Here is a 12,966-nt window from a genome sequence, read left to right on the forward strand (position 1 = left end):
TGTAAATACAAGCACACCGTCGGGATTTAATCCCCATTTTTAACCCAGGACCATAATTTATTCATTTCCTGCCATGCATTATCATAACGCTGTAATTGACTTTTCAACTTTTCATTCTCTCTCTGCAAGTATTCCACTTTTTCCTGATTTACTTTATTAGCTGCATTTTCCCCTTCTGGAAATTGCGATTTCATTTTTTTAAGTAGTTGTATGGCAGAATCTATTGTATACTTCTCTTCTGTTTCGTTAGGATCAGAAATAACTCCAACTTTTTTTAATCCATTTTTTCTTTCCTCTTTTGCCGATTGTATAGCATGCTGATATTGCTTTCTAATTGTAGCATTCCATCTGAATCCACACGCAGCTGATGTACGGGAAAGCTGATTTGCAACTTCTTTAAATGCTTCAAGCTGTGTTCTACCTTCCCGGATAAATTGTAATACTGTTTCCGCAAGAATTAAATCCTCATCATTTGTCCAGGCATCCTGTCTCGTATCATTCATAACACCCCTCCTAATATGTTTGCTATCAATGTATGCAAAAAATAGGGGTGCTAGAATAGGTTTCTTATTTCCTCGTTAAAAATTTTTGTACGGCATCCTTGTGTTCTGAGGAATCCCAAAGACTTGCAGCATGTTGAACTTCCTCATCCATCCAATCTGATAAATCGGTAACTATTATCTTTTTCAAATACTGTTTTTTAAGCAGAATCATTTGTTTATAGGATTTGGAAATATAATCAGCTAATAGTGCATGACGATTATTCCAATCATTTTTACTTACAATTCGATGTATCCAGCCCTGTTCCTTTAATTCGTCAGCTTTATAGGTCTTACCTTCCATTAACCATTGCATTGCAAAACTTTGATTGACTTTTTGATATAAAATTTCTCCTCCTCCCCAACCAGGGAGAATACCAAGGTTAGTCTGCACAAAACCGAATTTGGTGTCTTCTTTTGCAATTCTGATATCACAAGCCGTTGCAATTTCACAGCCTCCACCTACAGCATCACCATTTAACAAACAAATTGTCGGAACTGGAAACGTTAAAATCTGATAGATTAATTCCTTCATTGGATGCAATACTGCATAAGCAGCTTCTGTTGAAAGATCGGCATGCAATTCATTTAAATCCCCACCTGCTGAGAACATTTTTTCACCAGCACCGGTTATAATCAAAAATTTAATTGAATCCTCCCTCGCCTCTTGAAGACAGACCGATAATTGATTCCTCATCACTTTTGAAATGGCATTCCGCTTATCCGGCCTATTTAGACAGATTTCCCCATATCCATAATCGTTGCTTTCGTAAGTAACAAATTCCTCCACGTAAACATCCCCCTACACTTTCCCTATCATACTATATAGATTAGATACAGATTAGAAAACTAAGTTGTCATCAAACCTTTCGGTGACAGCCTTCGTTGCTCTTATGCCAGGTAAGAAGGTTTTATACTTTTCTATCTGCGAACTAAAAAAACAGACCACAATAATTGTGATCTGTTTCTTTACATTAGTCGTTAACTACTTCTTTCCCGTCATAATGTCCGCAAGATTTGCAAACATGGTGCGGTTTTGTTAATTCTCCACAATTTGAACACTCTACCATGCCAGGTACGTGTAATTTTTTATGAGTACGACGTTGATTCTTAACTTTTTTTGACGTTCTTTGCTTAGGTACTGCCATGACTTACACCTCCTTCAAATGAAAGTAAAACTTGAATACAATTCTTATTTTTCTTTCTTTTTATTTTCAAGCAACGATTCCAATTTTCTCAAACGGGGATCTATTGTCTTTTCTACTTTTACATCTTCTGAAACGAATTCCCATCCATTCCCTTGAGAAGGAGCTCCTCCTTCAGGATCAGCCTCATTTGAAAAAACCCGAAAAGGAATTTCCAATATAATATTTTCCTCGATATATGGAGTTAAGTCAAGAACTTCTCCATCTATTAGATGAATTTCATGTTCTGCTTCATCACTTCCATAATAGGAAGACGTGGTAAATATTTCGTCTGCTTTAATGGAGAAAGGATAAGGAACATCCACTAATGTTCTCGCGCAAGGCAATATCATTTCCCCTTCGATTGTAAAAGAGAAAAAAAACTGGTCTCCTTGAATGTCAGCTTTCCCATGAACCCTGACAGGCTTTATTTCGCGAATATCATTGTTCATTGTTTCCAGGTCGGACACATTCACCATTTCATCAAATTCAAATGGTTTGTTAACCGCATTTTTTCTGATTTGGCTCAGTGTTAATTTCATTACGATCACCTCTAGGCAACAAGAGTTATTTTAAAAGAAAAAAGAACTTTTGTCAACATATTTTCTTTACACATACTTCTATATTTCCCGCTTCTATCCTTAATAATCATATAATACTCCTAGATGCACGACAACTAATAATTTGTTACAATGATTAACATCCAATCCTAGGAGATGAAAATATGAATGCTTGTGGTCTGATTGTCGAATATAACCCATTCCATAACGGGCATGTCTACCATATTGAAGAAGCACGCAAAGCATCTGGTGCAGACTGCATGATTGCTGTGATGAGCGGCAATTTCCTTCAGCGCGGAGAGCCCGCAGTCATAGACAAATTCCACCGTGCTCAAGCTGCTTTACGGACAGGTATTGATATTGTTCTTGAGTTGCCCTACCTATATGCTGTGCAAAATAGTGATTTATTTGCAGATGGCGCTGTTAAAACATTAAATGAAATTGGTGTCACCAGTATTTGTTTTGGAAGCGAATCTGGATCCATTTCTAATTTTATAACGAGCTATCATAACGTTAAAGAAAATCAGGCCACTTTTAAAACAACACTTAAACAATTTTTGAATAAAGGTTTTTCTTTCCCTGAAGCCAGTAAGCATGCCTATAAAAGTATCGGTCTGACTGGAGAAAGGATGGATCTTTCAAAGCCCAATAATATTCTGGGTTACAGTTATGTAAAAACAATACTGGAAAACAACCTGCCAATTACACCATTAACCATACAACGAACAAACAATGATTTTCACGATAAAATCATTTCTAGCACGATTGCCAGTGCTACAAGCATCAGAGGTGAGCTATTAAAACATGATTCACTGACATCAAATATAGTACCCACGATACCGGAAGAAACCGCAAATCAATTAAAGATATACAGGGAAAAGTCTTCCGTTTGGCATGAGTGGGAAAAATACTTTCCCCTCCTTTCCTATCGTGTATTGACAATGACAGCATCTGAGATTGCAGCCATACATGATGTAGAGGAAGGTCTGGAAAACCGAATTCTAAAAACAGCGCAGAAAGCAACATCCTTCCATGACTGGATGGAAGCAATCAAAACAAAACGTTATACATGGACACGGATTCAGCGCATCTTCGTACATATTTTAACAAATACAAAAAAAGCAGACATGGAGAGCGTATACCATCCTTCCATTCCATATGTTCGGCTGCTTGGAATGACAGAAACGGGGCGCGAGTATTTAAACAAACAAAAAAAGTTAATGAATGTACCACTTATTTCCAAATTAACTCGTAACCAGTCAGACGCCTTATCTATGGAAGAAAAGGCTGCTAATGCTTATTATAGTATACTTCCTACCCAAAAAAGAAACCTACTGTTTAAGCAGGAGTTACAGGCACCAATCATTTCAACGAAAATATAAGCGCCTTAAATTAAAATGAAAGTGTTATGCACCCAAAAGTAACGTAAACTTGACTGTTTGGGTGCATTACAATATAAGGTTAAAGGAGTTACTGCAACTGCTGTAAGTAGTTCAAAGCGTCCTCAAAGGTGTCGACAGGGACAATTTCCATATCGGTACCAATCTCCTCTGCAGTCTTTACCGCAAGTTGATAGTTTGAATTGTGAGCATCATTTTCGTTAGGGGCAAAGAAAATATCGATTCCTTCTCTGTCAGCAGCTACAATTTTTTTATCAATACCCCCGATACGAAGAACATTTCCATCATAGTCCACTTCACCAGTACCAGCTATTTCCTTCCCCTTCGTCAAATCTTCCTCTGTTAATTGATCATAAATTTCTAATGAAAACATTAATCCTGCACTCGGACCTCCAATATTTCCACTTGAAAATTTAATTTCTGGTTGAACTGTCACATTCCTGTCGGTTACGAGGCTGATTCCAATCCCTACTTTATTATCAATATCACTAAATTCTTCCAGCGTAATAGCTTCATGAATTGTTTCATCATCCCGAACAAATTCAATCGTAATGATATCACTTGCCTGTAACGCATCAACATAGTCAATTAAGTCTCCAGCTTCTTTTATCTCTATACCGTCTATGCCGATAATACGGTCACCGGTTTGAAGGATTCCCTCTGCAGGCATACCTTCGACGACCAATACAACATATACCCCATTATACTCAATTGTGATATCTCCCCCTGCCGCTTCATATGCTACAACAGTTGCAGCTTCCTGTGAGCTTTCCATCACCTGAAGTTGTACATGCATGTAATCATCCTGGGAGATTCCTTCTGGAAAAACCTGCTCCAATGGGATAATTTCCTGATACGATAAAAATTTCGCGAATACATACTGTAACGGTGTAGCCTGCAGCCCGCTCACAGTCACGAGATGCATATCTCCTTTACTTTCATATCCCTCTGCAACTTCGACGATTGGGTTCAATGGATTCGCTCCACCGGGCTTTTGAATGTAATAAGGTAATTGATATATACCTAAAAAGTATATGATGGAAACCATAATTATAAAAAATATGATATTTCTTTTGGTTAATTTCATCGTGCAGTCTGCTCCTTCCTATCCTCTTAAAACAATTCTTTAACATATGTATGGAATATTTAACCTATGTATGAGCGTATATTGTACAGACCTGTTCTTAATCGATTGATCGGTTAAAACAAGCTAGAATAATTCTACTACTAACAAAATAAGTTGTACAGAGCTTGGCTCATTATTTAGGGGGCTTTCTATTGAAGCAAATAATAAAAACTTTTATTTATTCAGGTTCTACAATTCTTTTAACTATTTGTCTTATCAATTTCCCTGACCAGGCACTGGAAGCTGCCATTCGAGGTTTGAATATGTGGTGGGAGGTCGTATTTCCTTCATTGCTTCCATTTTTTATTACTGCTGAATTATTACTTGCATTTGGAGTTGTTAAATTTATTGGGATATTGTTCGAACCAATCATGCGTCCGTTATTTAATGTCCCAGGTGCCGGTAGTTTCGGCTGGATGATGGGCATGGCAAGTGGTTATCCAACTGGAGCGAAAATCACGGCGCGTTTGCGGGAAGAGAAACAGTTGACTAAGATTGAAGCAGAAAGACTTGTTTCTTTTACGAATAATTCCAGTCCTTTATTCATTTTTGGAGCGATCTCAGCAGGATTTTTTCACGATTTAAAAATGGGAACTCTTTTAGCATTTTGCCATTATGTCAGTAATGCTTTTGTCGGGATTTGCATGCGATTTCATGGGAGAAAGGAATCTAGCCATTATCGAATGGAAGAGCGCAGTACAAACGGAATTCCAATGGTAAGAGCTTTTAAGGAAATGCATCAAACGCGTATGAAGGAGAACAAACCATTAGGTGAAATTCTCGGTGATGCCGTTTTAAATTCCATTAAAACATTAGTCATGGTTGGAGGATTTATTATACTGTTTTCAGTCCTAATAAAATTATTGTTTTTGGTTGGCATCACACCGGCGATTGCAGCAATTTTCGAACCACTTTTAAAAGGATTCGGGTTTTCTGCAGATTTAGCACTTCCCTTCTTTTCAGGACTGTTTGAAATTACGATCGGAGCAAACATGATATCTCAAACAACAGCAGATTCATTGCTGCAAAAAGCGATACTGGTAAGTTTCATTCTTGGTTTTAATGGATTATCCATCCATGCACAAGTAGCCAGTATTCTCGCAAGAACGGATATTAGATATGCACCGTATTTCTTTGCCCGGTTATTGCATGGAACTTTTGCAGTCATCTTAACAATCATCTTATATAAACCACTATACTTGGACAGGCGTACACTCGAACTGTATGAAATACCTGTTTCAACGGAATTGGTCACAGATAACATATGGCTTATTATCCTTCAGTATTTGCAAGGGTTCGGTCCACTAATTACTATTTGTTTCCTAGGAATTGCTGCAGTTATTTTATACAAAAGAAATAAGTAAAAAGAGGGCTTGAAAGCCATCTTTTTACTTATAATTAAATTTTCTTTTTAGAGCTTCTTCCACATGTTTAGGAACCAACCCGCTAATATTTCCGTTATATTTGGCCACTTCTTTTACCATACTTGAACTTAGAAAAGAATACTGATTATTGGTCATCATAAAGAACGTTTCAATATCTTCATTCAATTTTCTGTTCATGGACGTAATCTGCATTTCATATTCAAAATCACTGATGGCACGAAGACCACGAATAACAGCATGTGCTTTCTTTTCCTGAGCATAATCCATCAATAGATGGTCAGATGAATCCACAGTAACATTAGGCATATCCTTAGTTGACTCTTCCAATAAGTGAATTCTTTCTTCAACAGTAAACAAAGGTGATTTGGACTGATTATTAAAAACAGTCACGATTACTTTTTCAAACACTTTTGCGCCTCTATTTATAATATCCAGATGCCCGTTCGTAATTGGATCAAAACTTCCAGGACATATTGCCAGTTTTCCCATTATTAACGCTCCTTACTCTGCTTTATATATCGTAATGCCAATCGTGCCACCGTAACGATCCTCTTTATAAACTTCCAAATGCATGAGTTTGCCAGGTAACTTTTCAGATAATTCATGTTCACAATAAATCGTGCATCCGGGATTTACTAATTGCAGTTCAATCATGCTAGTTAGAATTTCTTCATAATCAACCTTTCCATAAGGTGGATCCAATAAAATTAAATCAAATTTGAGCCCTCTCTTTGCAGCTGCTTTAAGTGCACGATGTGCTTCTGCACGAAAAACTTCCGAGCTTTGATCAAGCTTCATAGCACGAAGATTCTCTTTAATAATATGTATCGCCTTTGGATGCTTATCGACGAATACTCCATACTCCATACCTCGGCTCATCGCTTCTATTCCCAATGAACCACTGCCTGCAAACAAGTCCAGAACGGTACCGCCATCAAAAAATGGGCCTATCACTTGAAAGACAGATTCTTTCACTTTGTCTGTAGTAGGTCTCGTTGATTTTCCTGGGACAGCTTTTAATTGTCTACCTTTTAAATGACCTGCTATTACGCGCATGGTTTCACCTCTATTTGACGCTATTCGACACTTATCCTACCATAAAACGATTGTTTAGAAAACCGCCAAATGATGTGAAACGTACTCAGTATGATAATACGCTTCCTCTACATAGCAATTCTTTGCTGCTCCCGTATTCTAAGAGTGGGATAATAATAACGATTCATACAGGATAAAATGGATAAACGACTATCTATGTATATATTCTCCTACATTGTCCATAATATCATAATGATTCAACTAATCGTTAGTTTGGTTGTTTCAAAACGGAGAAGACTTAAACTTCCCCATAAGTTCTTCCTCCGGTTTCTCCTCTCCCTTTGCCTTTTTGTTTTTCAAGGCGAAAAACAAAGGGACCTGCAGAAATATTTCTGCAGGTTTTTTTCTTTTGGTTTGAGTAAAAGATAAACTTTCCTACCTGCAAATAAAAAACCTCTGTGAATACACACGGATTCACAGAGGTTTAAATACCCATTTTATAATCATATTGCTTCGCTTTGTCTGGTTTTGCATTTTCATAGTCTGTACGGAGAAACGGTTTGTATGACCTTTCTATTCTCGACACAAACGAATGCTTCATTATTTTCATTTCAACTTCTTCTAACTCTTCCCGGTTCACATAGATAACCGCATATTTCAATCGCTTGGAAGTATAAACCATATTCCCGTATCTTTTAAGTTGTTTCAAGTTCTTCATATGCTGAAACCAGACAACAAGCCCTTGTCGGTCAGTTCTCATGTTATTCCCTCACTTCCATATCAGAGTTTTTCTTTATCTATGTAAAAAAGTAGGAGGATACCTCCAGAAATTCTCTGAAGGCATCTACTGATCCATTAAGAGGCACATCCGCATGCCCCGCCACTGCCACAACCACATCCACTGTCACTGAGAGCTGCTCCATCTTTTGGTGCTTTTATCTGTTCACTAACACTACCCGCAACATACTGGCTAATCTCATCGAGTAATTTCTGAAGATTTCGCTCGGCCACTTTAAAGGCAGCTACACTATCATTCATGTCCATGTCTCTTTTTGTGGATCTGACATTTTTCATGATTTCATAATAATCCGGGTGGTACCGTCCAAACCGCTCGACATCATTATACTGTTCTTTCATATCTGAAAAAGCTTTAATTAGCTTTTGTGCTTCTTTATCTGCATCAAGTATTGATTGGGCCTTCAGGTAGGCTTCCATAACTTCAGAATCCATAACCATCTTCCCCAGTTTCTCTGATCGATCAAGAATATTTACATATTCCAATGTAGCTATCATTTATAGCACCTCCACTATTATATATACTATCATTTAATTCCTGGATTGAAAATATATTGATTTAAGATCTAATCCTTCATTGCTTTTGCAACCTGTGCAAGCATATTTACCATTTGTATCCGACTGTTTAAATTTTCAATCTGTTGTGGAAATGTTTTACCATAAAATTTCTTTGCTTCCTTTTCCATCTCTTCTATTCTGCCCGGATTTCTCGATAAAAAACGGTACCATTGCGGATTATACCTTACAAATACAGCTAATTTCGGATTTTCTTTCAAATATTGTTCTACAATGGGATCCATATTTATGACCTCAATCTCTTACCCAGCTAAATGGATCTCTGGGAGGTTGTTCTTTTTTCTGTGACCCTTTAAACTGCTCCATCATTTCTTGAATGCCTGCGATGGCCTTACTCAATTGCGTCACCTGTCCCTGCATCTTGTTAATATCCAGATTGGATGTATATTTCAACAGCTGCCCCATGAGCTCAGAGTCTTTCCCTGATGTCTTATCTGTTTTATCCACATTGTCTGCTTGGGGTTCTCCTTTATAATTATCCCAATGAGGATCATCTTCACCCAATAATACCCATTGTTCATAATACTCCTGCCATGCTCTTCCACTCTTTCTAATTTCCCTTAATAGAAGCGGATGTTTGTTGATAAATTCTTTAAAAGCAACTACTGTTGGATGTAATTCTTCCAATTTTTTCACCCCTTTATGAATAGTCATCTGTACTATTTAATTTATGCGGTTAACACCGTATTGTGCAGACAGGAAAAAAGCGCATGTTTTTTGCGCTTGGAATCTCCTGACTATAACTTACGTTTCTAGGAATTAGCGTGGACGTGACTGTTTACGTGTAAGAATTGATGATAGCCAAGATTTTACACTTTCATACTTGCCAAAAAAGCCACCTGATTTAACATCAAGTGACCTTATATTTTTCTTGTATGGAAAATGGAGGGTGATCACCACGGGATTACATTTCATCTTATAATGGTTTATGAAGAAAATTTTGCGTATAAAAGAAACGAAATACACCTACCCCGATATGCGTATAATCATCATTGAGAAGTGCTTCACGGTGCCCTTCGCTGTTTAACCAACCTTCCATCGCTGCGGGAGCATCAGGATATTGAGCAGCGATATTTTCTCCAGCAGCAATATAAAATACACGCTCGGCTTCTAATCGCTCTTTTAATCCATCACCATTTAGACTATAATGGGAAAAATAATTGTTGTCTGCCATATCTTTACTATGATGATAAGCTACATTGCTGACGCTTTCTTCCCAGTCAAGCTTTTTTTTACCTTGCTGGTGTCGCATGACATTCGTTATATCAAAGATTTGCTGCTCCATTCCTGTCTCTATATCCGACCATTCTTCCTCAGAAAGATTCGGTTCATTTGGTAATTTTCCACGATATTCAATCTCATAAGGCCGATGTTTAAGCAACGTTTGTGCCGTTAATATCCGAAGTGAAGATAATTCATTTGTAAATGTGTCAAAATATAACTGGATAAATGTATCTTGGTTTAGTTTAACTAGTGGTCTCATGGCTAAATCTTCTTCTGATAAACGAAACGTATAGGAAGAAAGCCCTTCACTATATGTGACTTCATTGGTTAATGTAAACTGCTCACGAATATCATCGTACGTCTGACCAATGTGGACAGGTTCCGTTTCCAAATTTTCTCCTATAGCATATATTGTTTTGATTTCACCCGCTTCTATTCCATATTGAACATATTGGTTTTCGGCATCTTTATAAACCCACCATTTATAATCATAAGCACTTGGATCTATTCTACTAGGTTCGCCCAGTTCATCCAGCAACTCCTGTTCTGTTTTCCCAATCAAGCTGAAAATATTTCCTTCCAGTGGTACGTGAGATGGTGGTATTTCCGGGGCAATTTTCGACTGTAGCACATTTCTCTTTTCTTTCACTACATTGGTAACATTACCCAATATTTCTCCAGGATTGTTATCTACTCTCTCTATAAAGTAAAAAGCAATTAAAGCTATGATTGTCATTAATAGGATACTTCGAATCATACGCAAGGATTGCTTCCCCCTATCTATTTATATTATATTTTATAGTATGAGTTAAAAATAGTTATATTCTATGTTTCTACTATTTATTATAATACCCTGTGAGAAATAAAATTAAAATGATACATTGATTAATTTGCTATAATATTTCGTTTTAATTGCATATTAACCGTTTTCGTACTATTATTAAACAATCAGGACTAATATACGAGGTGAATAAAATGAGGTTGGAAAATACTGGTATTGAAGATTCCGTAGTCGATTTAAAACCTTTAGATCATTTAACTGGTAAACACGCTTTTATACGTGCAGGTCAATGGGATTATGAAAGAGTTTCTTACGACTATAAGATTGGTTCAAAAGAAAAAAATATTACATATTACATTCGAATTCAAGGTTACGCTCTTGAAGGGGATGTAGATACTGGAAATGCTGTCATTAAACTTATGACTCCACTTTTAGGAAAACATTATTACCCCCATGGAGTTGAGTATGGTGAAGGAGAAAACTTCCCTGAAAGTTTAATTGAACGTGCTCAAACACTTGTTTCTAAAGTTGCTGAAGAAATTCAACATTATAAAAAATAAGCAACCTTATAAATCAAAACCAACTGTCTGCTAACCTGTTGAACAGTTGGTTTTTTTGACACCCTATCTTTAATTCCAATGAATGACAGTAACTTTTAACGATTACATAAACTTTTATCGAAAGGAGACAAGCTGCCCCTTGTTTCTAAATATGACCAAACGTCACTGGACACTTATATTTTTAGTACTACTATTATTAATCTTGATCTTTTTTATCTTGCCGATTTCCATCCCATTAGTAGTTGCATTGGTTACTGCTCTTATTCTAAATCCTCTGATTCGACTGATTCAGCAACGATTAAAAATAAATCGAAGAGCATCTGTAACGGTGGTGTTTCTCTTATTTTTGGTTATGGTAGGTATTGTCGGTACTTTTATTGTTACGAAATCTGCGACACAGCTAGTTATTTTCGCGGAATCAGTACCAGGTTATGTTAATAAGCTGAATGAATTATACAGCCAATGGGAAGCGGATCTGCATCGATATGCAAGTGACCTGCCTATCGAATTTGTGAATGAAATCACTGCAAGTGTTGAAGGGACTATAGCTTCCATTAGCACAACAATCAGAGAGATTATTACACTGGATAATATAGCCAAGATTTTCGCTAAGGTCCCTGATTTTCTCATTAGTTTTATTGTTTATTTGATTGCTTTATTCCTCTTTATGCTTGAATTGCCAATATTAAAATCTAATTTATATGGGTTGCTTAGAAGAGAAACAGCTGAGAAAGTATCCTTTATGAATGCCAGACTATCCAGCGTACTATTAGGATTTTTCAAAGCACAGCTTTTAGTGAGCATTATTATTTTGGCAGTCTCACTCATTGGTCTATACCTTATTGTTCCAGAAGTAGCATTAATCATGTCTCTGATCATCTGGTTGGTTGATTTAATACCTATCATAGGTTCTATCATCATATTGGGACCATGGGCCTTATTTATGCTATTGACAGGTGACACAACTACAGGTATTCAATTAGCGATTTTAGCTGTCATATTACTGGCCATTAGACGAACGGTTGAACCAAAGGTAATGGGTCAGCATATCGGGCTATCACCACTTGCAACATTAATTTCAATGTTTATTGGACTTCAGCTTTTTGGAATCCTTGGATTCCTTATCGGACCATTGATTGTAATTGCATTTACTTCCGCTAAAGAAGCAGGAATAATAAAATGGAACATGAAAATATAAAAGGTGGAAACAACTTCGGTTGCTTCCACCTTTTTTTACAGCTAGAAAAGTATATACTTAGAAACCTGCATACGTGTACCGAAGGAAATTGCCATACTTGTCAATTACCTTCGTTTTCTAATACTAAAGTCCGAAAATAGCTTTAAACATACTAGTTGTTTCACCGCCATCGTAAATAACATAGAGCAGTAGATACACCATTACGCCAGTTATTGCTGTAAAAAACCAAATTATACTTGTAACAGGCCCTAACTTTCTATGTTTTACAATATTTCTTTTAAGTGCTAGAGAGATCGTTACAATTCCAAAAACCGCCCCTGTTGTAGCTAAAATGATATGGAAAATCAGAAACAGCGTATAATAGATTTTAATATCATCTGGTCCACCAAAACTCGTATTTCCGTCAAATATCGTACGGGACACGTAAATGATAAAGAACAGTATTGCACTTACTGCAGCAGAAAGCATTACCTTCTTATGTGCTTCTTTCTTTCCTTTTGAAATTAATACCCAGCCTATTGCAACGAGTATGGCACTCAATACAATAAAAAAAGTACTAATAGTAGGCAAAAATGGCATAGTTTATACAAATCCTTTCCCGGG

The 12,966-nt window shown here is 36.8% G+C and carries 17 protein-coding genes; 4 read left to right on the top strand and 13 right to left on the bottom strand.

What is annotated here, in order from left to right; all coding sequences use genetic code 11:
• Positions 1-26: 26 nt before the first annotated feature.
• The 4 genes from MN204_RS04450 to MN204_RS04465 form a co-directional block, all read right to left on the bottom strand.
• Positions 27-503, bottom strand: a complete 477-nt coding sequence (locus MN204_RS04450) for an RsfA family transcriptional regulator (RefSeq protein ID WP_249869879.1) — start codon at positions 501-503, stop codon at positions 27-29.
• Positions 504-567: 64 nt separating this feature from the next.
• Positions 568-1,329, bottom strand: a complete 762-nt coding sequence (locus tag MN204_RS04455; RefSeq protein ID WP_249869880.1) for an enoyl-CoA hydratase/isomerase family protein — start codon at positions 1,327-1,329, stop codon at positions 568-570.
• Between the two features lie 184 nt (positions 1,330-1,513).
• The gene (gene rpmF, locus MN204_RS04460) at positions 1,514-1,687 is read right to left on the bottom strand and encodes a 50S ribosomal protein L32 (RefSeq protein WP_010649496.1); all 174 of its coding nucleotides are present in this window, start codon (positions 1,685-1,687) and stop codon (positions 1,514-1,516) included.
• Between the two features lie 44 nt (positions 1,688-1,731).
• Positions 1,732-2,265 (bottom strand): YceD family protein, encoded by a 534-nt coding sequence (locus tag MN204_RS04465; protein WP_249869881.1) that lies wholly within the window; start codon positions 2,263-2,265, stop codon positions 1,732-1,734.
• A 182-nt stretch (positions 2,266-2,447) separates the two neighbouring features.
• Between MN204_RS04465 and MN204_RS04470 the strand changes: the two genes are divergently transcribed.
• Positions 2,448-3,665: a nucleotidyltransferase gene (locus MN204_RS04470; RefSeq protein ID WP_249869882.1), complete on the top strand. Its 1,218-nt coding sequence runs from the start codon at positions 2,448-2,450 to the stop codon at positions 3,663-3,665.
• 88 nt (positions 3,666-3,753) lie between these two features.
• Here the strand turns inward: MN204_RS04470 and MN204_RS04475 are convergent, their stop codons facing one another.
• Positions 3,754-4,770 (bottom strand): SepM family pheromone-processing serine protease, encoded by a 1,017-nt coding sequence (locus tag MN204_RS04475; protein ID WP_249869883.1) that lies wholly within the window; start codon positions 4,768-4,770, stop codon positions 3,754-3,756.
• A 191-nt stretch (positions 4,771-4,961) separates the two neighbouring features.
• Here MN204_RS04475 and ylbJ point away from each other — a divergent pair, with 191 nt between their 5' ends.
• Entirely contained in the window at positions 4,962-6,173 is a 1,212-nt protein-coding gene (gene ylbJ, locus MN204_RS04480) for a dipicolinic acid transporter SpoVV (protein WP_249869884.1), read from the top strand.
• A gap of 24 nt (positions 6,174-6,197) precedes the next feature.
• Here the strand turns inward: ylbJ and coaD are convergent, their stop codons facing one another.
• The 7 genes from coaD to MN204_RS04515 all read right to left on the bottom strand — a co-directional run bounded on the left by coaD (position 6,198) and on the right by MN204_RS04515 (position 10,581).
• Positions 6,198-6,683 carry a pantetheine-phosphate adenylyltransferase gene (coaD, locus tag MN204_RS04485; RefSeq protein ID WP_249869885.1) on the bottom strand — a complete coding sequence of 162 codons (486 nt, stop codon included), beginning with the start codon at positions 6,681-6,683 and terminating at the stop codon, positions 6,198-6,200.
• A 12-nt stretch (positions 6,684-6,695) separates the two neighbouring features.
• Positions 6,696-7,250: a 16S rRNA (guanine(966)-N(2))-methyltransferase RsmD gene (gene rsmD, locus MN204_RS04490; RefSeq protein ID WP_249869886.1), complete on the bottom strand. Its 555-nt coding sequence runs from the start codon at positions 7,248-7,250 to the stop codon at positions 6,696-6,698.
• 463 nt (positions 7,251-7,713) lie between these two features.
• On the bottom strand, positions 7,714-7,989 hold the full coding sequence (locus MN204_RS04495; RefSeq protein ID WP_249869887.1) for a YlbG family protein: 276 nt from the start codon (positions 7,987-7,989) through the stop codon (positions 7,714-7,716).
• Between the two features lie 95 nt (positions 7,990-8,084).
• Complete coding sequence (locus MN204_RS04500) at positions 8,085-8,522, bottom strand: YlbF/YmcA family competence regulator (protein ID WP_249869888.1); 438 nt, start codon at positions 8,520-8,522, stop codon at positions 8,085-8,087.
• Between the two features lie 68 nt (positions 8,523-8,590).
• Positions 8,591-8,824 (bottom strand): YlbE-like family protein, encoded by a 234-nt coding sequence (locus MN204_RS04505; RefSeq protein WP_249869889.1) that lies wholly within the window; start codon positions 8,822-8,824, stop codon positions 8,591-8,593.
• 10 nt (positions 8,825-8,834) lie between these two features.
• On the bottom strand, positions 8,835-9,227 hold the full coding sequence (locus MN204_RS04510) for a YlbD family protein (protein WP_249869890.1): 393 nt from the start codon (positions 9,225-9,227) through the stop codon (positions 8,835-8,837).
• A 289-nt stretch (positions 9,228-9,516) separates the two neighbouring features.
• The gene (locus MN204_RS04515) at positions 9,517-10,581 is read right to left on the bottom strand and encodes a CAP domain-containing protein (protein WP_249870237.1); all 1,065 of its coding nucleotides are present in this window, start codon (positions 10,579-10,581) and stop codon (positions 9,517-9,519) included.
• Between the two features lie 218 nt (positions 10,582-10,799).
• Between MN204_RS04515 and MN204_RS04520 the strand changes: the two genes are divergently transcribed.
• Entirely contained in the window at positions 10,800-11,165 is a 366-nt protein-coding gene (locus tag MN204_RS04520) for a YugN family protein (protein ID WP_249869891.1), read from the top strand.
• A gap of 139 nt (positions 11,166-11,304) precedes the next feature.
• Entirely contained in the window at positions 11,305-12,363 is a 1,059-nt protein-coding gene (gene ytvI / locus MN204_RS04525; protein ID WP_249869892.1) for a sporulation integral membrane protein YtvI, read from the top strand.
• Between the two features lie 123 nt (positions 12,364-12,486).
• On the opposite strand, the gene MN204_RS04530 is transcribed toward ytvI, so the two are convergent.
• Complete coding sequence (locus MN204_RS04530; RefSeq protein WP_249869893.1) at positions 12,487-12,942, bottom strand: DUF420 domain-containing protein; 456 nt, start codon at positions 12,940-12,942, stop codon at positions 12,487-12,489.
• Between the last annotated feature and the right edge of the window lie 24 nt (positions 12,943-12,966).

Origin of the sequence: Oceanobacillus saliphilus (genome assembly GCF_023522835.1) — a bacterium.
GTDB classification, from domain to species: domain Bacteria; phylum Bacillota; class Bacilli; order Bacillales; family Amphibacillaceae; genus Oceanobacillus; species Oceanobacillus saliphilus.

Excerpts from the sequence above, each read along its gene's own strand:
- MN204_RS04450 (WP_249869879.1), bottom strand. The coding sequence starts at position 503 with ATGAATGATACGAGACAGGATGCCTGGACAAATGATGAGGATTTAATT.
- rpmF (WP_010649496.1), bottom strand. The coding sequence starts at position 1,687 with ATGGCAGTACCTAAGCAAAGAACGTCAAAAAAAGTTAAGAATCAACGT.
- MN204_RS04465 (WP_249869881.1), bottom strand. The coding sequence starts at position 2,265 with ATGAAATTAACACTGAGCCAAATCAGAAAAAATGCGGTTAACAAACCA.
- MN204_RS04470 (WP_249869882.1), top strand. The coding sequence starts at position 2,448 with ATGAATGCTTGTGGTCTGATTGTCGAATATAACCCATTCCATAACGGG.
- MN204_RS04475 (WP_249869883.1), bottom strand. The coding sequence starts at position 4,770 with ATGAAATTAACCAAAAGAAATATCATATTTTTTATAATTATGGTTTCC.
- coaD (WP_249869885.1), bottom strand. The coding sequence starts at position 6,683 with ATGGGAAAACTGGCAATATGTCCTGGAAGTTTTGATCCAATTACGAAC.
- rsmD (WP_249869886.1), bottom strand. The coding sequence starts at position 7,250 with ATGCGCGTAATAGCAGGTCATTTAAAAGGTAGACAATTAAAAGCTGTC.
- MN204_RS04495 (WP_249869887.1), bottom strand. The coding sequence starts at position 7,989 with ATGAGAACTGACCGACAAGGGCTTGTTGTCTGGTTTCAGCATATGAAG.
- MN204_RS04500 (WP_249869888.1), bottom strand. The coding sequence starts at position 8,522 with ATGATAGCTACATTGGAATATGTAAATATTCTTGATCGATCAGAGAAA.
- MN204_RS04505 (WP_249869889.1), bottom strand. The coding sequence starts at position 8,824 with ATGGATCCCATTGTAGAACAATATTTGAAAGAAAATCCGAAATTAGCT.
- MN204_RS04515 (WP_249870237.1), bottom strand. The coding sequence starts at position 10,581 with ATGATTCGAAGTATCCTATTAATGACAATCATAGCTTTAATTGCTTTT.
- MN204_RS04520 (WP_249869891.1), top strand. The coding sequence starts at position 10,800 with ATGAGGTTGGAAAATACTGGTATTGAAGATTCCGTAGTCGATTTAAAA.
- MN204_RS04530 (WP_249869893.1), bottom strand. The coding sequence starts at position 12,942 with ATGCCATTTTTGCCTACTATTAGTACTTTTTTTATTGTATTGAGTGCC.